At 71.5% G+C, this 19,467-nt stretch carries 13 protein-coding genes and 1 tRNA gene; 6 read left to right on the forward strand and 8 right to left on the reverse strand.

The genetic code is table 11. The features are described from left to right. Positions 1-18: 18 nt before the first annotated feature. The 4 genes from ACZ3I4_RS35205 to ACZ3I4_RS35220 form a co-directional block, all read right to left on the reverse strand. Positions 19-999, reverse strand: coding sequence for a hypothetical protein (locus ACZ3I4_RS35205; RefSeq protein ID WP_465386409.1), 981 nt, complete (start codon positions 997-999; stop codon positions 19-21). Continuing rightward, positions 996-1,748, reverse strand: a complete 753-nt coding sequence (locus ACZ3I4_RS35210; RefSeq protein WP_465386410.1) for a DsbA family protein — start codon at positions 1,746-1,748, stop codon at positions 996-998. Before ACZ3I4_RS35210 ends, ACZ3I4_RS35205 begins: the two co-directional genes overlap by 4 nt. Then, the gene (locus tag ACZ3I4_RS35215) at positions 1,745-2,239 is read right to left on the reverse strand and encodes a MauE/DoxX family redox-associated membrane protein (protein ID WP_465386604.1); all 495 of its coding nucleotides are present in this window, start codon (positions 2,237-2,239) and stop codon (positions 1,745-1,747) included. The genes ACZ3I4_RS35210 and ACZ3I4_RS35215 overlap by 4 nt, the downstream gene beginning before the upstream one ends. Positions 2,240-2,316: 77 nt before the next feature. Beyond that, positions 2,317-2,853: a sigma-70 family RNA polymerase sigma factor gene (locus ACZ3I4_RS35220; RefSeq protein ID WP_465386411.1), complete on the reverse strand. Its 537-nt coding sequence runs from the start codon at positions 2,851-2,853 to the stop codon at positions 2,317-2,319. Between the two features lie 92 nt (positions 2,854-2,945). Between ACZ3I4_RS35220 and ACZ3I4_RS35225 the strand changes: the two genes are divergently transcribed. The 4 genes from ACZ3I4_RS35225 to ACZ3I4_RS35240 all read left to right on the forward strand — a co-directional run bounded on the left by ACZ3I4_RS35225 (position 2,946) and on the right by ACZ3I4_RS35240 (position 10,701). Further along, the gene (locus ACZ3I4_RS35225) at positions 2,946-4,616 is read left to right on the forward strand and encodes a copper resistance CopC/CopD family protein (RefSeq protein WP_465386412.1); all 1,671 of its coding nucleotides are present in this window, start codon (positions 2,946-2,948) and stop codon (positions 4,614-4,616) included. Between the two features lie 150 nt (positions 4,617-4,766). Next, a complete protein-coding gene (locus ACZ3I4_RS35230; RefSeq protein WP_465386413.1) occupies positions 4,767-9,626 on the forward strand; it encodes a DNA polymerase III subunit gamma/tau domain-containing protein in 4,860 nt (1,619 codons plus the stop codon). 279 nt (positions 9,627-9,905) lie between these two features. Continuing rightward, a complete protein-coding gene (gene orn / locus ACZ3I4_RS35235) occupies positions 9,906-10,496 on the forward strand; it encodes an oligoribonuclease (RefSeq protein WP_465386414.1) in 591 nt (196 codons plus the stop codon). Between the two features lie 129 nt (positions 10,497-10,625). Further along, positions 10,626-10,701: transfer RNA gene (locus ACZ3I4_RS35240), tRNA-His, on the forward strand. Between the two features lie 157 nt (positions 10,702-10,858). On the opposite strand, the gene ACZ3I4_RS35245 is transcribed toward ACZ3I4_RS35240, so the two are convergent. Then, positions 10,859-12,910: a sigma-70 family RNA polymerase sigma factor gene (locus tag ACZ3I4_RS35245; protein ID WP_465386415.1), complete on the reverse strand. Its 2,052-nt coding sequence runs from the start codon at positions 12,908-12,910 to the stop codon at positions 10,859-10,861. A 269-nt stretch (positions 12,911-13,179) separates the two neighbouring features. Here ACZ3I4_RS35245 and ACZ3I4_RS35250 point away from each other — a divergent pair, with 269 nt between their 5' ends. Next, positions 13,180-14,601, forward strand: coding sequence for a pectinesterase family protein (locus ACZ3I4_RS35250; protein ID WP_465386416.1), 1,422 nt, complete (start codon positions 13,180-13,182; stop codon positions 14,599-14,601). An 11-nt stretch (positions 14,602-14,612) separates the two neighbouring features. Further along, entirely contained in the window at positions 14,613-16,067 is a 1,455-nt protein-coding gene (locus ACZ3I4_RS35255; RefSeq protein ID WP_465386417.1) for an RICIN domain-containing protein, read from the forward strand. An 80-nt stretch (positions 16,068-16,147) separates the two neighbouring features. On the opposite strand, the gene ACZ3I4_RS35260 is transcribed toward ACZ3I4_RS35255, so the two are convergent. From ACZ3I4_RS35260 to ACZ3I4_RS35270, 3 genes are read right to left on the reverse strand one after another with little or no spacing between them, the layout of a single operon-like run. Then, the gene (locus ACZ3I4_RS35260; protein ID WP_465386418.1) at positions 16,148-16,507 is read right to left on the reverse strand and encodes a VOC family protein; all 360 of its coding nucleotides are present in this window, start codon (positions 16,505-16,507) and stop codon (positions 16,148-16,150) included. A gap of 53 nt (positions 16,508-16,560) precedes the next feature. Continuing rightward, positions 16,561-18,399, reverse strand: a complete 1,839-nt coding sequence (locus tag ACZ3I4_RS35265) for a hybrid sensor histidine kinase/response regulator (RefSeq protein WP_465386419.1) — start codon at positions 18,397-18,399, stop codon at positions 16,561-16,563. Beyond that, on the reverse strand, positions 18,396-19,394 hold the full coding sequence (locus tag ACZ3I4_RS35270) for a PAS domain-containing sensor histidine kinase (protein WP_465386420.1): 999 nt from the start codon (positions 19,392-19,394) through the stop codon (positions 18,396-18,398). Before ACZ3I4_RS35270 ends, ACZ3I4_RS35265 begins: the two co-directional genes overlap by 4 nt. Positions 19,395-19,467: the final 73 nt, after the last annotated feature.

Consider the following 19,467-nt stretch of genomic DNA (forward strand, 5'->3'; position numbering starts at 1 on the left):
ATGAAACACAGCCGAGTGTTACAGAGCTGCCGCCGGTTCCGGTTCCACGGCGGGCACGGCGGCCCGCATTCGCAGCACTCCGGTGAGCGCCAGACCCGCGCCCAGGCCCAGCGCCAGGGCCACGGCCAGCCGGGCGGCCCAGCCCGGCCCGACCGTCGGGGTCACGGCGGCGAAGAAGATCCGCGTCTCGTTGAAGCCCGCGAAGAGCGCGACCACCGCCCCGGAAAGCGCCAGGAAGAACGGCGGATGCCGATAGACCGCGGCCAGGCCCAGCAGCCCGGCCAGGATCAGCACCGGCGCCGGGGTCTCGCCGTCGAGGGCGCGCAGGACCGCGTACGAGAGGGGAGCGAGACCGGCGACGAGGGCGACGGCCCGCACCGACCGGGGCCACCGATAGGCCAGCGCGGCGGCCGCGAGCCCGGCCAGGGCCGCCCCGGCCCACCACATCCAGGCCGCCGGCGCCGGCTCCCAGTCGAGCGTGCCGCGGATCTCATGGGTCGTGGTCTGGGTGCGCAGCGGCACGGTCCAGTCGCGCAGACGATGGCTGCGGGACGGGTCGGCGACGGCCTGCGGTGGCCGAGCGCCGCTCAACCACTGGGTGCGCTGGTCGTGCCAGCGCACGGTCGTCGAATCCGAGATCTTGCGCCAGGCCGGCGGCGCGGTCGGGTCGGCGTTCGCGGGCAGGGTCGCCTCGAAGGCGAGGGTCTCGTTGAGGTACGCCGCCGGCGAGTTCACGTTCTGCCAGGTGCCGTCGGGCCGCACGTCGAGATACGGCTCGCCGGAGTATCCGAGGATCTCGACCGCCCGGCCGGTGTCGTTGGTCAGCTCGAGCCGCGCGCCCGCCTCGACCGTGCGCGCCCGCACACCGTCCAGCGTGATCGAGTCGACCTCGGTCCGGTACGCGGTGGCGCCCGGGATGTCGCCGCCGTGCGCGAACGCGGGCGTGGCCGGCGCGAGCACCGCACCGGCCACCGCCACGAGCAGGGCGAGACGTCTCACCCGGCGGCCGCCGTGACCGCCTGGGTGAAGATCTCGGTGGTCGGCAGCGTGTTGTTCGGCCCTTCGACCTGCTTGCCGTTGACCACGATCGTCGGCGTGCCGGTGAAGTCGCGCGACGAGAACGTCTCGGTGACCTTGGTGGCCCACGAGTTGTACTTCCCGCTGGTGACCGCCGTGGCGAACGTGTCGCCGAGCCCCACACCCCGACCGAGTTCGATCAGCTTCTCGTTGCTCAGGCCGTCGGTGTTCTCGGCCGGCTGGTTCTCGAAGAGCACGTTGTGGTACTCGAGGAACTTGCCGTCCACCGCCGCGGCCGCCGCCGCCCCGGCCGACCTGGTCGAATACTGCGTGCCGTTGGACGCGCGATCCAGGATGGACACGGGGTGATAGCGCACGGTCACCTTCTTGTCGGTGACCATCTGCGTGATCGCCGGACCGGTCTGCCGCTCGAACTCGTGGCAGATCGGGCACATGAAGTCCTCGTAGATGTCGACCGTGACCGGGCCGGTGCCGACCGCGAACGCCGTGCCGTCGTCGACCGCGCCGCTGGGCGTGCTGACCTGCGAGGCGCTGGTCTCCTTCTCCTGGCCGGCGAGCACGCCCCAGCCGATCAGACCCGCGATCAGCAGCACGGCCACGACGCCGGCCGAGGTCCAGATCGTCACCCGCCGGCGGCGCTCGGCCGCTTTCTGCTGCTCGACGATCCGCTTCGCCGCCGCGGTGTCCCGTGCCCGGTTGCCCTTGCTCATCGATCCCCCATCAAAAGCCCGTCGACCGAGAACTTCGACTTCGGCTTCCACAACAGAATGCCTGCCAGCGCGAGGAACCCCACGTCGCGCAGGATGTCCAGGCCGTACTGCGCGGTGCGCCCGCCGGTCAGTTCCCCGCCCTTGCTGAAACAGCCGCAGTCGATCTGCAGCCCGCGCGCCCAGGCCGAGACGATGCCGGCGATGAAGATCACCAGCAGCACCGCGGCGATGGCCGCGCTGAGCCGGGTGGCGATGCCGATCAGCAGCAGCAGGCCCAGTGCGATCTCCAGGAACGGCTGGACGGCCCCGATCACCTTGGCGGTGTCGTAGGACATCACGTCGTACGCGTTCACCGCGCGCGCCGAGGCGGCCAGGTCGGTCACCTTGAGCCCGCCGGCGATCAAAAAGACCGCCGCCAGGCCCAGACGCGCGAGTGTGGAGATCCAGGGCCAGGCCGCCACAAGCCGGGAAGGCCGCTGCCTCAAGTCCATGGTCACGCCCGATTAGTCGATGCCACTGTGCCGCCGGTTCCCACAAGTGTGCTGTGGTTTGGCTGGGAAGTGGCTGATTACACCGCGCGAGCCTGCGACACCGCGGTCACCAGCTCGTCCCGGGCGCGCGCGACACGGGACCGGATGGTCCCGACCGGAACATCCTCCACCTCGGCCGCCTCGGCATACGAGAGTCCAAGGACCTGTGTCAGCACGAACGCCGTACGCCTTTCCTCGCTCAGCCGGCCGAGCAGGTCGGCCGTGGTGAGCCGCTGCGCCGGGTCGGGCGAGGGTGACGCCGTCCACGCCTCGGCGGCCAGGCGGGCGTCGAGCCGGCGGCGGCGGACCACCGAGCGCAGGTGGTCGGCGCAGGTGCGGCGGGCGATGCCGAGCAGCCACGTGCGGGCGGTCGAACGGGCCTCGAACGCGGGCAGGGCCTTGAAGGCGCGCAGATAGGTGTCCTGCGTGAGGTCGTCGGCCGCGCCCGGGTCGACCAGGGCCGCCGTGAAGCGCCAGACCTCGGCCTGGGTGGCGCGGACGAACGCCGCCGTCGCGGCCGCGTCCCCCGCGCGGGCGGCGAGGGCGAGCGAGGTGATTTCGTCCAGGCCGTCCATGGCCCAGCATCGTACGCCCCCGGCTCGCGAGAACCCGGAAGCCGGTCGAGCCCAGCACCCGCAGTGGGCATGAGTGGAACGGATCGGGCAGCATGACGAGCATGATTGTTGACCGTCGCCGGATTTGTCGGGCTATGGCGGCACTTGCCGGGCTGCTGGTCGGGTTTTTCGCGGTGCTGCTCGGTCCGGCCGCCCCGGCCAGCGCGCACGCCGTGCTGGTCAACAGCGACCCCGGCAACGGCACGATCGTGCCCGACGCGCCGAACAAGATCACGCTGAACTTCAGCGAGTCGGTCCAGCTGCTCTCGGGCAAGATCCAGGTGCTCGCGCCGGACGGCTCCCGTGCCGACCAGGGCGACCCCAGCGTCGACGGCGGCGCCGTGACCATCCCGCTGCGATCGGGCGGCGGCCGGGGGACCTACCTGGTCAGTTATCGGGTGCTCTCGGCCGACAGCCACCCCGTCGGCGGCAGCATGACCTACTCCGTCGGCGCGGCGTCGGCCCCGCCCACCGCGACGATCGACGACTCCAAGGTCGACCCGCTGGTGCGTACGCTCATCCCGATCGGCAAATACCTCGGCTACGCCGGGCTGGTGCTGCTGATCGGGCCCACGCTGGTGCTCGCGCTGCTCTGGCCGCACCGGCTCAGCCGTACGGGAGCGGGCCGGCTCGTCTGGACCGGCATCGGCCTGATCCTCGGGAGCACGCTGCTCGCCATCTGGCTGCAGGCGCCCTACTCCACCGGGTCGGGGCTCTTCGACGTCCGGGTGGGCGACCTCCGAGACGTGCTGGGCAGCACGTTCGGCGCGATCATGCTGGTCCGCCTGGGCGTGATCTGCGCCGCCGCGCTGCTGCTGCGGCCCATGCTGCGCGGCTCGGGCGCCGACTCCAAGACCGACCTGGCCCTGCTCGGCGTGCTCGGCGTGGCCGCCATCGCGACCTGGCCGCTGACCGGGCACCCGACCGCCTCCCCGGTGGCCGGCGTGTCGGTGGTGGTCGACGCGATCCACCTCGCCGCCATGTCGGTCTGGCTCGGCGGCCTGGTCATGCTGGTCGGCTTCCTGCTCCGCAAGGCCGATCAGCGCGAGCTCGGGGCGATCCTGCCGATCTGGTCGCGCTGGGCCGCCACCTCGGTCGCGGCGTTGATCGTGGCCGGCGTCATCCAGGCGCTGATCGAGGTCTCCTCGCTCGACGGGCTCATCAACACGACGTACGGGCGATTGATCCTGACCAAGGTGGGGCTGGTCGCCGTCGTGCTGGGCTTCGCCTGGTATTCGCGGCGGCTGGTCCAGTCCAGGGCGGCCGAGGAGTCCCCGCGCGGGCTGCGGCGCATCGTCGCGGCCGAGCTGGCGATCACCGCCGTGGTGATCGGCGTGACCTCCGCGCTGGTGCAGATCGCGCCCCCGCGTACGGCCACGGCCGCCGAGACGGCGGGCACCTCGACCACGGTGACCAAAACGCTGACCGACCAGAAGATGGCCGTGCAGATCGACATCTTCCCGGCGTCGGTCGGCAACAACTCCATCCACCTGTACGCCTACACGCCCGACAACAAGCCCCTCACGGTGATCGAGTGGACCGCGACGGCGGCGCTGCCCGGCAAGGGAATCGAGCCGATCGAGATCCCGCTGCTGCGCATCACCGACTTCCACGCCGTGGGTGACATCGCACTTCCCGCAGCCGGCGAGTGGACGTTCAAAATCACGGCGCGGACGACCGAGATCGATCAGTCGACCCTCTCCACCACGGCAACCATCAAATAACGACGTCCCGGCGGCCCGGTTTCCCACGTACGGGAAACCGGGCCGTTGTCATATCTATCAGCGATTTAGCGCTGGTTTGACCACTTTGGGGTTATTTGGCTCTGTATGGTCTCCCGCAGTATTGCCCGAGCTTTGAAGGGGAGAAAGCTGATGCGGGTGTTCCGAACCATCCTCGGGATGCTGGCGCTGACCATTGGCCTGCCGTCGCTGTTGGCCGGCGCCGGTCTCTGGGCCGCCATGCAGCACCGCGACGAGGGCGGGGCGTTCAGCGGGCAGCTCCAGCAGCTGTCCACGCCCGGCTACGCGATCGTGGTCGAGGACGTGGACCGTCTGCTGCGCTCCGACGCGCCGTTCACCCGAATCGGCGACACCCAGGTGCGGCTGAACGCCCGCACCGCGAACGGGCCCGCCTTCGTCGGCGTCGCGCCGGTCAACGCCGTGCACCAATACCTGGACGGGGTCCAGCACAGCAAGGTCCGCACGGTTGACATCGGCACCGGCGCGCTGCCGGTCGCGACCACGATCATCCCCGGCAGCCAGGCCCCCAGCGCCCCGCCGGCCGAGGCGATCATCTGGAGCCGTGCGGACAGTTCGGGGCAGCTTTCCTGGACCCCCTCCGACGTACGGGGAGGCCCGTACAGCCTCGTCGTGATGAGCCCCGACGCCCGGCCCGGCCTGCAGCTGCGCGCCTCGGCCGAACTGCGCCCCGGCTGGCTCAACTCGAGCGCCTGGGGCCTGCTCACGATGGGCACCCTGCTCCTGATGGTCGGCATGGTCGTGCTGGCCTGGCCCGTACGCCGCCGCGAAATCGTCTATGTGGTCGAGCCCAGCCAGGTGCCCGACCTGATGCGCGCCATCGGCGCGCCGATGCCGATCCTGCCGTCCACCGGCCGCCCGGTCGGCGCCCACCGCCCCCGGACACTCGCCGAGATCCGCCCCGCCCCGGCCCCCGCCGTCATGGCCTGGCCACCCACGCCGGCCCTGGCCGCCGGGGTGTCCTCGCCGGCCGCCGCGCCCGGGGTGCCGCCGGACCCGCACGAATACGCGGCGGCCACCGCCATCCCGGCCCGGCCGGTCGGCCCGGCGCCGGGCGAGCCGCTGGAGTTCATCGGCGCCGGGGCCACGCCGGCCCCCGCCGAGGCCGAGCCGCCCTCGGGACGGCGTCCCGAGAAGCCGGCCAAGCGCCGCACGTCCCCCTCCGGGGACATCCCGATGTTCCAGGCCTCGGCCGTGGACGCCTGGGTCGCGGAGACGGCGCCGGTGCGTGCACGTGAAACGGAAGCCCAGGCCACGGCACGGATGGCCGAGGCGGCCCGCCGCCGGGCCGTCGCTCCGGACGCCTCCGAGCCGGCGGCCTCTGCTGCCGGGGCCGGTTCCCCCGCTGCCGCTGCGGCCGGGCCTGCCGCCGCCGCGCCTGCCGCTGCCGCGCCTGCCGCTGCCGCGCCTGCCGCTGCCGCTGCTGGTGCCGCGTCCACGCCGGCCGCCGCTGGGCCCGCCGGCTCTGCTTCCAGCGCCGCGACCCCAGCCCAGGCGTCTCCTTCGACGGCTGAAGCTGGAGTTCCGGCTTCCGCCGGTACGGCTGCTGAGGCCGAGGAAGGGCACTCGATCGACGTGGTGGCGGCGGCCTATGCAGCCGGTGCCGCCGACGCGCGCGCCGTTCGCGGCGAGATCGACGAAGAGGCCCGCGACCCGCGCATGGCAAACCAGAAGGTCTCGGTCGTCACCGGTCCCCGGGCCACGGACTGGTCCGCGATGGGCATGCCGCGCATGGGCCGGCAGGCGCCACCCGAGAGCCGCCAGTCTCCCGCCGGTCACCCGGCATCCGCCGGCGGCAGCCCGCAGGCTGCGGGCCGTCCCTCTCCCGCCGACCGGACGTCGCCCTCCGGCCGTCCCAGCCGTCCGTCTCCCACCGCGCGGGGCGGCCGTCCGGCACAGACCGGCCCCGGCGCTCCGGCCTCGACCGGCGCCGGTGCTCCGGCCTCGACCGGTTCGGGTGCTGCGGGCTCGACCGGTTCGGGTGCTGCGGGCTCGACCGGGTCCGGTGCTCCCGCCTCGGTCCGGCCCGGTGCTTCGGCGCCGGCTGGTTCCGGGGCTTCCGGCTCTGACGCTCCGCCTTCGATCAGGCCTGGAGCTCCGGCGTCGGCCGGCGCCACCTCGTCCGCGCCCGCTGGTTCAGGCGGTCCCGCGTCGGGTCGCTCAGGTGCCACCGCTTCGCCCGGCGTTGCCACGCCGACCGGCTTCGGTATTTCCGCGCTGGCGGGGTCCGGTGCTTCCACCCCGTCGAAGTCGGTCCGCCCGGGCGCGCCGTCTCCGGCAGCGGCTGCCCCGACCGGTCCGGCTGCTTCGGGGCAGGCGTCGGTCCAGCCTTCGACGCGTGCGGGGGCAGGTTCGCCGCCGCGCACTGTTCCGACCGCCCCGCACGCGGGTAGCGTCCGGAACGCGCCCGACGATTCCGCCACCGTCTCGCGCCCGGCCAGCCTGGCCGACGCCAAGCCCACGGCTCGCCCGGGCAGCTCTTCGCCGGCGACCGCAAAGACCAGCACCGAGCCGGCCACCTCATCCGCCAGTGGGGTCCGCCCGGCAATGGGAGCCGACACCGAATCCGGCACTGACAACAGCCGCCCGGTGTCGGCTCCCGAGCCGTCCACCGCCCGCCGCCGGGCCGCGGCGAGCGAGACCACCCGCCCGAACGCAACGTCCCCCGAGCCCACGCGTTCCAACGCCCCGGCCGCCGACCAGACAAGCAGCAACGCGTCGTCGGCCGCAGGCCGGGCCGGCGGAGCTGCGTCCCCGGTCGCCGGTCAGGTGGGGGCGACGTCCTCGGCCGCCGGTCAGATGGGTGCCGCGTCTCCGGCCGCAGGCCAGGCGGGCGCCGGGCCTTCCGCCGCCGGTCAGATGGGTGCCGCGTCTCCGGTCGCCGGTCAGGCGGAGGCCACGTCCTCCGCTGCCGGCCAGGCGAGTCGGGCCGAGTCCTCCAGGTCCTCGGCTGCCGGGCAGGCGAACGGGGCCGAGCGTTCCACGTCCTCGGCCGGCGGCCAGGCGCGTGGGGCTGGGTCCTCCAGGTCCTCGGCTGCCGGGCAGCCGAACGGGGCCGAGCCGTCCACGTCGTCGGCCGCCGGTCAGGCGGATGGTGCCGGGCACGCCTCCGCCGCTGGTGAGTCGTTCGGTGGCCCCGCCGCCGACGCCATGACCGAGGACTCGTCCGGTGACCGGAGCGCCAAGGCTGCCGGCGAATCGGAGCAGCGTCAGGAGCCGGGCGCGGACGAAGACCGTCCGGGAACCGCCGCCGCGAGCGGCCCCGGGTCCGCCACTGCTCCGAACCGCCCGGAGCCGGGTGCGGCTTCGGGCACGACTGCACCGGCTCCGCCGCGGCCTACGATTCCCCGGCCGCCGGCGCCGTCGCGGCCGATCGTTCCGTCGCCGGCGCGTCCCGGCAACGGGGAGCAGCCGTCCCCAGCCGGGCAGTCCTCGAACGGGGAAACCCGTCCGGTTCCGGCCACGGCTTCCGCCGGTTCGCAGCCTTCATCGAACGGCTCGGTCCGGGTCTCCAGCCCGGCGGCCAATGGCGACGCCTCACAGGAGCGTTCGTCCGCCGGGACCCGAATCAACGGCCACACCACCGAAGACGCAGGTGCCTCCGAGGCCGCTGGGGGAGCGCGGGAGGGCGCCGTCTCGTCCGCGTTCCAGTCGGCTGACGCCGGGTCGACGCCGGCCGCCGACTTCACATCGGCCGATGCGACCGCTCCCGCGGCCGACACGGAGGCGGCCGCTCCCGCGGCTGACACCGGCGCAGCGGCTTCTGCGGCCGACTCCGCGTCGATCAGCGGGGCGGCTTCTACGACCGGTTCCGTGCCGGCCAACGGGGAAAGTCGCGCCGCCGATTCTGCGTTGGGTGCCGGGGCATCTCGCGGCACCGATTCTGCGTCGGTCAACGGGACGGCTTCTGCCGCCGATGCTGCGTTGGCTGCCGGGGCAGGCCGCGGCGCTGATTCTGCGCCGGCCGCATCTCGCACCGACGATTCTGCGTCGGCTGCTGGGGCATCTCTCGGCGCTGACTCTGCTTTGGTCAACGGAGCTTCTACCGGTGGCTCTGCGTCGGCTGACGGGGCTCCCGCCGCCGACTTCGAGCCGCCCGCGGAGGCGGAGGAGTTCGCGGTCGAGGCGACGACCGAAGCCGGGGCCGATGCCGCCGGAGAGGCCGGAACCGGCGCGACGACCGAGACCGGCGGGACCGACGCCGGGGGCGAGGCCGAGGACGGTTCCGCCGGCCGGGCCACGGCGGACACGGACGCCAAGGGCTCGTCGGGGGCCCGCGGCGCGAATCGGGATCTCCTGGTGCAGGCCCAGGGTCGCATCGACGGCAGCGGCACGACTTCGTCGCTGGGGAGCCGGCTTTCGGCGGGCGGGGCCAACCGGCCCGCCCCGGCCGCCTGGCGGAAGGCCGCCCAGACGGTGGCGGCCCGGGCGGCGGCGGAGGCTGCCGTCGGGTCCGAGCCTGCGGCCGACATGCTTGCCGACGACGAGTCGGAGGCCGGGGCCGCCGCCGAGACGCCGGCCAAGCCCAAGACGCGAACCGCCCGTACGCGAACCGCCAAGGCCAAGACCGAGGACGCCGACAGCGACGCCGACAAGCCGGCCAAGACGAGCCGGACGACGGCGGCGAAAGCGGCGAAGACCGCCAAGACGACGGCCGCCAAGGCCGCGGCGGCGAAGTCGGCGGCGAAGACCCCGGCCAAGGCGGCTGCGGCCAAGGCGGCACCGGCCAAGGCGACGCCCGCGGCCAAGACGACCACCCGGGCCACCCCGGCCACTCCTCGGCCGGCCCGGTCGTCCGCGGATGTTCCGCTGCGCACCAGCACCGGGGCCATCCCGGCGCGGAGCGGCACCCCGGCGGCCTGGCTCGCGGCCTACCAGCAGGAAGCGGCCGAGCTGTTGGACGGGGCTCCACCGCGACGGCGACGGCGCATCACCGCGACGTCGCCGATCGATCAACCCGAAGAGAACGACTGAAGTCACGAAGGCCGCCCCGCACCGGGGCGGCCTTCTTGGCGAATGGGACCGTACGCCGAAAGGGCCCTCCACGCTGCCGACGTGGAGGGCCCTTTACCGGGGGAACGGAGTAACCGAAGGGGGGCTTCGTCCGTTAAGACCAGTTTAGCCCTTCAACCGCACTAGTGGGAGTTCATCGCCCGAAAGCGGACAAACGGCCGGGCTGCGCTGCTCGTGCCCGGAAGGGTGGCTGGGGACGAGGTGACAGCGGTCCATGCCGTCGCGGCGTAGGCTGTCCGGGTGGCTGATCATTTGGTGTGGATCGACTGTGAGATGACGGGCCTCGACCTGGGCAAGGACAAGCTCATCGAGGTTGCCGCGCTGGTCACCGATGCCAATCTCAATGTGCTGGGTGAGGGCATCGACCTGGTCATCCACGCCGACGACGCGGCGCTCGACGCGATGCCGCCCGTGGTGCGCGACATGCATGCCAAATCGGGGCTGACCAACGAGGTGCGCGCCTCGGCGATCACGATGGCCGAGGCCGAAGAGGCCGTGCTGGCGTACGTGCGCGAATTCGTCCCGAACCCGCGCACCGCCCCGCTCTGCGGCAACTCGATCGCCACCGACCGCGGTTTCCTGGCCCGCGACATGCCGGCGCTCGACTCGTTCCTGCACTACCGCATGATCGACGTCTCCTCGATCAAGGAACTGTGCCGCCGGTGGTATCCGCGGGTGTATTTCGGGCAGCCCGCCAAGGGCCTGGCCCACCGCGCGCTCGCCGACATCCGCGAAAGCATCCGCGAGCTGGAGTACTACCGCCGCGCGATCTTCGTCCCGCTGCCCGGCCCGGACGTCGAGGCGGCCAAGGCGATCGCGGCCGAGCTCTAGGGGCCGGCTTCGGCTGACGAAGGCCTGTTGGCGGCGTCACCCGACCGTGCCGGGAACCCGCTCGACAGCGGCCGCCGTCATGCGGCTATGATTGTCCAGCACCACGGGGATGCGTCCTCGTGCGCGATGGTGGTCGTAGCTCAGCTGGTAGAGCACCTGGTTGTGGTCCAGGGGGTCGCGGGTTCAAGTCCCGTCGATCACCCCAACATCGCAAGGCAAGCAAAGGCTCGGTCTTCGTGACCGGGCCTTCGCTGTTTCCGGCACCCGTTCCGCGCGTCCACCGCGAGGGCGCGCCCACCCTGACGGCGCGACCGCCGGCTCGAACGCAGACGCCAGCACAGCAGGGCGCAGACCCGCCAGCCCTAGTCGCTGGTCATCGAGGCGCCCGCCTCGCCGCCCGTGACGAGGAAGTCCGTAACCGGCAGGCGGCCCTCGGGCGTGCGCGCCCCCTCGGCGGTGCGAGGAGTGACCGACCGAAAGCGATCAGCCGCCCACCCGGAAGCCTGCCAACTGTTCCCGGCGGCCGACGAGCCCGCCGCCACCCCGGCCGGGTCGCCCGAATTGTCCACCGCCACGTTGGCCCGCAGGGTGGCCGGCCCGCCGGGCAGGGCGAAACCGGAGCCCCGATTGCGGAACGCCGTGTTGTTGATGAGGGTCAGCTGCCGGGTCGGGGAGCCGTCGTCGGTGAAGCCGTGGCCGTCGTTGTCCCAGGCCGCGTTGTGCCGCAGGCGGTGGGACGCCGGCGAGCCGGTCAGTGTGAAGCCGTTTCCGCCGTTGTCGTAGGACCAGTTGCGCTCGACCACCACCGGGCTGTCGAACTTGAGGTCCAGCCCGGACGCCCCGTTGCCGGAGAACCGGTTGCCGCGCACCACGTTTCCCGCGCCCGACCCGAACTGCAGGCCCAGCCCGATGCCGTCCGAGCCGGTGAAGTCGCTGTCCAGCACCTGGTTGCCGACGGTGCCCGGGTCGCGCAGCATCATTCCGGCGCGCGCGTTGTCCCGCATGATCAGTCGTTGGAACACGTTCGAACGGCAGCCCGAGCACACGTACGCATGGGTCGGCGCGTTTCTGATCTCCAGGCCTTGCACGGTCCAGTAGGACGCCGTCTGATCGATGGCCCAGTCGGCCGGCGGCAGGGCGGCAGCGTCGATGACCGGTCGCTCGTCGCGATAGTTGCTCACCGTGATCCGTTTCGCGGCGGTGCCGTCCACGGCGATCTCGATCTCGGATTCGAGCGCATACACGCCGCCCCGCATCGCGATGGTCTGCCCGGGCTTCACCGCTTTAACAGCTTTTTCGAGCGTCCCGTACGGCTTCCCGGCCGACCCGTCCCCCGCGCGGTCCGACCCGGACGGCGCCACGAAGATGTCCGCCCGCTGCACCCCCGTCCCGATCACAGCCCGAGCCGTCGGGCCGGGGGCGGCGGAGGCGTCCCGGCTGCGAACCACGGCCCCGGGCGCCGATGGCCGCACCACGGCCGGCGGCGGCGCCACCGCGATCGGCCGTTCCTCCAGGGGTGACTGATGGACGGCGTAGACGATCCCGCCCCCGACCGCGACGGAGGCCGCGGCCGCCACGGCGAGCAGCTTGTGCGGAAGCAACGCGGACGTCACCTTGGCCGACGAGAGGATCCCGGCGGCGAGGGCGGCCGGCACCGGCAGCGCGGCGATGCCCAGCAGCAGTTCCTCGGGCGCGACCAGGCCGTCCCGGCCGAGCGTGCACTGCGGACATTCCCGTACATGCCGGACGAGCCGTTTACGCCACAGCGGGCCGGCCACCCCGTTCCACCGCTTGGCCTGCGCGATCAGATCGGGGCAGCGGGGTCGCGCGCGCAACGCCCGGACGATGCCGCGGGCCGCGTCGAGCTGCGCCTTCATCCGCTGGACGCGTACGGCCGCGTGCTTGGGCTGAACGGCGAGCGCCGCGGCCAGTTCCGTACGGGTCAGTTCGCCCGCCGCTTCCTGCCACCACAGCCCGAGCAACCGGCGGTCCTGGTCGTCGAGCCATCGGGTGGCCTCGAGCAGTTCCCGGCGCTGATCGGCGACGACGAGCTCGGCCGTCGTGCGCTCGGCGAAGTCCCCCTCCGGGTCGGGCAGCTCGAGCGGTGACGACAGTGTCCGGACGCGCGTGTTCCGGCGCGCCCGCAAGTGCAACTGGATCTGCCGGTAGGCGATCGCGACGAGCCAAGACCGGAACCGATCAGGTTCGCGAAGTCCGTCGAGGCCGCGGACCGCCCGCAGCATCGTCTCCTGAACCAGGTCGTCGACGTCCGGATGCCCGTCCAGCGCGCGCCCGATGATGTTGTAGATGAGCGGCAGATGTTCGGCGATGAGCGAGTCGCGCGCCGCGAGGTCGCCGTCCTGCGCGTCCCGCACGAGGTGCCCGAGATCGGGAGTGATCTGACTCTGCGTCACGACTGGCCTCCCTGATCAACAAGCACTGATTCACGAGCATGGATGTCAAGCGGCTCCGAAGCGGGCGGCCCGATGCTGACACGGGGCCCGGGAGCTGTAAAGAGAAGAAATCTGGGCGTTTCTTGTTGTCGCGGCGCCGCTGAGGCATCTACCAGGGTGCCGCCGATTCCCCGCGGCGACGACAGCACAGCGTGACCATTCGGGAGCGCTCCCACATGCCGGGACGAGGAAGCGCGTCCCGGCAACCCCCTCAGCGAGAGGACAAGAGGTTGTCCGGACTACCCCTCGGAAGGCGCCTCCTCGTCGCCGCCCTGGCGATCGCGGTCCCCGCCGCCGCGATCGCCTGGAGCGTCCTGCCGTCCAGCGCGGCGACCCTGCCCGCGACCGGCGGCATCTACCAGCTCAAAGTGACCAAGAGCGGCATGTGCGTCGACGTCCCCGGCGCCTCGGCCGCCAACGGCGCCCTGCTTCAGCAGTGGGGCTGCACCGACGGCGCCGGCTGGCAGCAGTTCCGGCTCGTCGCGGCCGGCTCCAACTACCTGCTGCAGAACGTCGGCAGCGACAAGTGCATCGACGTGCCCGGCGGCTCGGCCACGAGCGGCGTGCAGCTCCAGCAATGGGGCTGTGCGAGCGGGCAGACCAACCAGCAGTGGCGGCTGGCCGCAGGCGGGACGAACACGTTCCAGATCATCAACGTCGGCAGCGGTCTCTGCATCAGCGACAAGGACGCGTCCACTACGTCCGGCGCTGCGATCATCCAGGAGACGTGCACGGCCAACTCCAACAAACAGTGGAGCTTCGCGCCGGTCGGCTCGTCGGGCCCGGCCACCGTGGCCAAGGACGGCACCGGTCAGTACTCGACGATCCAGGCCGCGATCGACGCCGTCCCGGCCGGCAACACCACGCGCCGGGTCATCACGATCAAGGCGGGCACCTACCGCGAGATCGTCACGGTGCCGGCCGGCAAGCCGTACGTGACGCTCCAGGGTCTCGGCGCGAGCGCGAGCCAGACCGTGATCGTCAACAACCGGAGCAGCGCGGGCGGTTACGGCACTTCGGGCAGCGCCACCGCGTTCCTGGACGGTCACGACTTCACCGCGACCAACCTGACGTTCTCCAACGACTACGGCGAGGGCAGCCAGGCCGTCGCCGTGAATCTGAACGCCGACCGGTCGGTCTTCGACAACGTGCGTTTCCTCGGCAACCAGGACACGTTCCTGGTCAACAGCAACCGCTCGTACGTCCGGAACTCGTACGTGGAAGGCACTGTCGATTTTATTTTCGGCGGCGCGACGACCGTCTTCCACAACAGCACGATCCACGAGAAGCGCACCAGCGGCGGCCCGATCACCGCGGCCAGCACCGAGGCCGCCAAGACGTACGGGCTGCTCTTCTACAAATGCACGATCACCGGCGTGGCGGGCAACGTCACGCAGCTCGGCCGGCCCTGGCGCCCGGACGCGCAGGTGCTGTATCGCGAGTCGAACCTGAGCACCACGATCAAGACCGCTCAGCCGTGGACCGACATGTCCGGCAACTCGTGGAAGAACGCGCGCTTCCTCGAATACAAGAACACCGGTTCCGGCGCCACCCAGAACAGCAACCGGCCGCAGCTCAGCGACTCGCAGGCCGCCAACTACACCCCGCAGAGATATCTGGCCGGCAGTGACGGCTGGAACCCGGCCGGTTGAGAGGGCAGACCATGAAGAAGAAGATCGGCGCGGCGCTGGCCGCCATCATCCCCGCCGCGATCATCGGAGTTTCGGTTCTTCCGTCCGAGGCCGCGGTGCAGCCGGTCGCCGGCGGCACCTATTACCTGGCCGTCACGAAGAGCGGCAAGTGCCTCGACGTGCCCGGCGCGAGCGGTGCCAACGGCGCGTTGCTCCAGCAGTGGGGCTGCACGGACGGCGCCGCCTGGCAGCAGTTCAAGCTGGTCGCGACCGGCTCCAACTATCTGCTGCAGAACGTCGGCAGCGGCAAGTGCATCGACGTGCCCGGCGGTTCGGGCAGCAGCGGCGTGCAGCTCCAGCAGTGGGGCTGCGCGAGCGGGCAGACCAACCAGCAGTGGCGGCTGGCCGCCAGCGGCGCCGGCACGTTCCAGATCATCAACGTCGGCAGCGGCCTGTGCATCAGCGACAAGGACGCGTCGACCGCGTCCGGCGCCGCGATCATCCAGGAGACGTGCACCGCCAACTCGAACAAGCAGTGGGGGTTCACCACGGCGGCCGGTGCCACCCCGGCCCCGACGGGCAGCGGCCGCACCTGGCCGTCCACCCCGGACGGGTTCGCGGCCACCGGCGGCGGCACCACGGGCGGCGCCGGCGGAACGACGGTCACGGTCAGCAACCAGGCGGACCTCACTAAGTACGTCACGGCCACCGAGCCGTACGTGATCAGGGTCTCCGGCGCCGTCACCATCACGCCCAAGGGAACCGAGCTCAAGGTCAAGTCGAACAAGACGATCGTGGGCGTGGGCACGAGCGGCCACATCGTCGGCGGAGGGTTCTTCCTGGGCGAGGGCGTGCGCAACGTCATCATCCGCAACCTGACCATCCGGGACACCGCGATGCCCGACGACGACCCGGACGACAAGGTCTACGACTACGACGGCATCCAGATGGACACGGCCGACCACATCTGGATCGACCACAACACCATCACGCGGATGAACGACGGCTCGATCGACAGCCGCAAGGACACGACCTATCTGACCGTGTCGTGGAACGTCCTTTCCAGCAACAACAAGGCGTTCGGAATCGGCTGGACCGACAACGTGACCGCGCGGATGACGATCCACCACAACTGGATCCACGACACCAATCAGCGCAACCCGAGCGTCGACAACGTCGCCTATGCCCACCTTTACAACAACTATCTGCAGAACATTTCGTCGTACGGCAATCTCTCGCGCGGCGGCACCAAGCTGGTGCTCGAGAACAGCTACTTCGACAACGTGAACAACCCGTACTACAACGACACGTCGGCCGCCCAGCTCAAGCAGAGCGGCAGCGTGGTCGTCAACAGTTCGGGCAAGCAGCAGACCAACGGGTCCGCCTTCACGCCGGGCAGCTTCTACTCGTACACCCTCGACCCCGCCGCCAACGTCCCGAGCCTGCTCAAGACGTACGCCGGCCCGCAGGCCACGATCGGCCTGTGACGAGACGCCGGCCGGGGTTGGGGAGCCCCGGCCGGCTTTCTCACGGCCTCTGGCCGAGGTGCGCGGGCCCCTGTCCTGAATCACTCCAGGCAGAGGCAGAAGGGGTGACCGGCGGGGTCGAGGAAGACCCGGTACGACGTACCGGGCTGATCCGGATGCCTGCTGCCACCCAGATCGATCACTGCCGCCTCGGCGGCGTCGAGGTCGTCGACGAGCATGTCGATGTGCATCTGCTTGGGCCGGGTCTGATGCGGCCACGTCGGCGGCTCGTAATCAGCAATCCGATGGAAAACGATGCCCTGGCCGTCCTCGGGACAGACCGCGGCCCGGTCGGCGGAGACAACGTCGATCTTCCAGTCCAGCAGCGCGCCGTAGAACCGGGCAAGCGCCTCGGGATCGGGGCAGTCGACGGCAAAGAGTGGCAAGCGGGCGATGGCCATGCCGGCCAGGGTATCGACGATCACGGAGAAGGCCGGCCTCGGCGGCGGCCGGGTCAGGACATGACCCGGTTCAGGGCGCTCAGCAGATGGTCGGTCTGGAAGGGCTTGTGCAGCAGCGGCGCGTCGGCCGGCAGTTCCTGGCCGCCGGGGGCCGCGCCGCTCGTGTAGCCGGACATGAACAGCACCGGCAGGTCCGGCCGGGAACGGCGCAACTCGGCGGCCAGCTGGGTTCCCGACATGCCGGGCATGATGATGTCGGTCACCAGGACGTCCATCTCGACGTTGCCTTCGCGGCACATCTTGAGGGCCGCCGCGGGGTCGGCCGCCGCCGACACCTCGTAGCCGGCCCGGCGCAGGATGCGGCACACGATGTCGCGTACGCCGTCCTCGTCCTCGACGACCAGGACCCGGCCGCCGGCCGCGCGGCGCCGGACCAGAGTGGACGGTCGCGACCGCAATTCGGCCGGGGGCAGGCAGATCTGCAGGGTGGTGCCGGCGCCGGGCGCAGAGTCCAGGGCGATCGTGCCGCCGGCGTCGGTGATCACGCCGTACGCGGTGGCTAGGCCCAACCCTGTCCCCTTGCCCCGGCCCTTGGTGGTGAAGAACGGCTCGAAGGCCCGCGCGGCCACCGACGCCTCCATGCCGCAACCATCGTCCGCAATGGACAGACAGACCTGCCCGGTGTTGCGGATCACCGAGGTGGTCAGGGTCAGGTGACCGCCCGAGGGCATCGCCGAGCGGGCGTTCATGGCGGCGTTCATGATGACCTGTTCGAGCTTGCCGCGGTCCATCGTGACGGGCGGCAGGTCCAGCGACAGCATGGTGGTCAGCTCGATGTCGTCGCCCAGGGTCCGGGTCAGCAGGCGCTGCATGTCGGTGGCCACGGCGTTCAGGTCGAGCGGCTCGGGGCGGGAGGGTTCCAGGCCGCTGAAGATGAGCAGCTGGCGGGTGAGGCCGCTGCCCCGGGCGGCGGCCTGTTCGATGGCCCGGGCGTCGGCGTGCAACTCGTGGTCGGGGCCCAGTTCCTCGGTCAGCATCGCGCCGTAGCCGGAGATGACGGCCAGGATGTTGTTGAAGTCGTGGGCGATCCCGCCGGCCAGCCGGCCCAGCGAGTCGAGGCGTTCGGCCTGGCGCAGCTGCTCCTCCATGCGCACCCGCTCGGTGATGTCGCGCAGGATGCCCTCGATCGCGACCGGGCGGCCGTCGGCGCCGGTGACCGCGTTCGCCCGCTGCTCGACCCAGGCCGGGCCGCCCGTACGCCGGCGCCAGCGGACGGTCAGGGTGCCGGGCTGCTCGGACTGCCAGGAGTGTTCCAGCAGGGGACGATCGTCCGGCTCGACCAGGCGGAAGATCAGGGCCGGGTCGGCGTAGAACTCCTCGGGCGCGTGCCCGGTGATCGACTCCACGGCCGAGCTGACGTACTCCATCGCCGGGTCGGGCCGCAGCCGGAACCGGAAGATGACGTCGTGCGCGTGTTCGGCCAGCAGCCGCAGCGCCTGCTCGGACCGGCGATGCGCGCGCCGCTCATTGGCCTCGTGCAGTTCACGTTGCACGGCCGGGGCGAGCCGGGTCAGCCTGTCCTTGAGCACGAAGTCGCGGGCCCCGGCGCGCATCAGGTCGGCCGCCACCTCCTCGCCGACCTGGCCGGAAACGAGCAGGAACGGGATGGCGGAGTCGTGCGCGCGCACCTGGGCGAGAACATCTTCCGCCCGTACGGAGGGAAGGTTGTAATCGCAGATGACCACGTCGACCGGACCCGCGGCGAGTGCCCGGGCGACGCCTTCCGTGGTCTCCTCGCGGGTCAGGCGCACCGGCAGGCCGGCGCGGGTCAGCGAATGGCCGATCAGCACGGCGTCGTCGTCGTTGTCGTCCACGACCAGCACGAAAGTCATCGCTGCTCCAACCCGAGGCTGAACCGGATGACCGCACCCGCCCCCGGCGTGCCCGTCGCGTCGATGCGGCCGCCGTGCCGGGCCACGATGCGCTGCACGATGGCCAGGCCGATGCCGGTGCCCTCGAACTCGCCCGCCGGGTGCAGCCGCTGGAACGGGTCGAACATCCGGTGCGCGTGGCGCATGTCGAAGCCGGCGCCGTTGTCGTGCACCGCGAAACCGTCGCCCTCGGCGCACACCGAGATGACCGCCTCCGCCCGTTTGGACGTGAACTTGAACGCGTTGCCCATCAGGTTCTGCAGCAGCAGCCGGATCAGATTCGGATCGCCGTACGCGACCAGGCCGTCGGCGATGTCGAAACGCACGGCCCGGCCGGGTTCGCAGGCGGCCAGGTCAGCGGCGACCTCGCGGGCCAGGGCGCTGACGTCCGTACGCTCGCGGCGCAGCTTCGATCGGTCCGCGTGCGACAGCTCGAGCAGCGCGTCGAACATCTCGCTCATCCGCTCGACGTTGGCGCGGATGCGTTCGAGGTAGCCGCGTGCCTCTTCGCTCAGCCCGGCGGCGTGTTCCTCGAGCAGGATCGAGCTGAAACCGGCGAGGCTGCGCAGCGGCGCGCGCAGGTCGTGCGAGACGGAGTAGGAGAGCGCGTCCAGCTCCTCGGCCCGGCGATGCTGGGTGCCGTCGCCGGCCGAGAACCCGCAGACCGCGTACGCCTGCCCGTCCTCGCCGGCGAGCGGGAAGGTGACCGTGCTCGCGCCGGGGACGTGGACGGGCTCGCCCCGCTCGATCGCGGCCAGGTCGTGGGCGCGCAGCTCGTCGGCGACCGGCCCGGGGAACAGGTCGTGGTCGGTGTGGCCGAGCACCTGGTCGCGCCGCAGCCCGGTCAGGCGTTCGTATTCGCGGTTGACCAGCAGGTAGCGGCCCTGCACGTCGCGCATCGAGACCACGGCGGGAAGCTGGTCGACGAGGGCCATGAGCTGACCGCCCGTGCTCATCCTGACCTCACCGCTCCGAAGGTACTGACCTAACACCCTAAATGTGAGTGTTTTCCGTATTGGGTGATCGAGA

The sequence above is a fragment of the Actinoplanes sp. NPDC021490 genome, assembly GCF_055562135.1.

Coding starts and splice junctions, on each gene's coding strand:
- ACZ3I4_RS35210 (WP_465386410.1), bottom strand. CDS start 1,748: ATGAGCAAGGGCAACCGGGCACGGGACACCGCGGCGGCGAAGCGGATC.
- ACZ3I4_RS35215 (WP_465386604.1), bottom strand. CDS start 2,239: ATGGACTTGAGGCAGCGGCCTTCCCGGCTTGTGGCGGCCTGGCCCTGG.
- ACZ3I4_RS35220 (WP_465386411.1), bottom strand. CDS start 2,853: ATGGACGGCCTGGACGAAATCACCTCGCTCGCCCTCGCCGCCCGCGCG.
- ACZ3I4_RS35225 (WP_465386412.1), top strand. CDS start 2,946: ATGACGAGCATGATTGTTGACCGTCGCCGGATTTGTCGGGCTATGGCG.
- ACZ3I4_RS35230 (WP_465386413.1), top strand. CDS start 4,767: ATGCGGGTGTTCCGAACCATCCTCGGGATGCTGGCGCTGACCATTGGC.
- ACZ3I4_RS35255 (WP_465386417.1), top strand. CDS start 14,613: ATGAAGAAGAAGATCGGCGCGGCGCTGGCCGCCATCATCCCCGCCGCG.
- ACZ3I4_RS35260 (WP_465386418.1), bottom strand. CDS start 16,507: ATGGCCATCGCCCGCTTGCCACTCTTTGCCGTCGACTGCCCCGATCCC.
- ACZ3I4_RS35265 (WP_465386419.1), bottom strand. CDS start 18,399: ATGACTTTCGTGCTGGTCGTGGACGACAACGACGACGACGCCGTGCTG.
- ACZ3I4_RS35270 (WP_465386420.1), bottom strand. CDS start 19,394: ATGAGCACGGGCGGTCAGCTCATGGCCCTCGTCGACCAGCTTCCCGCC.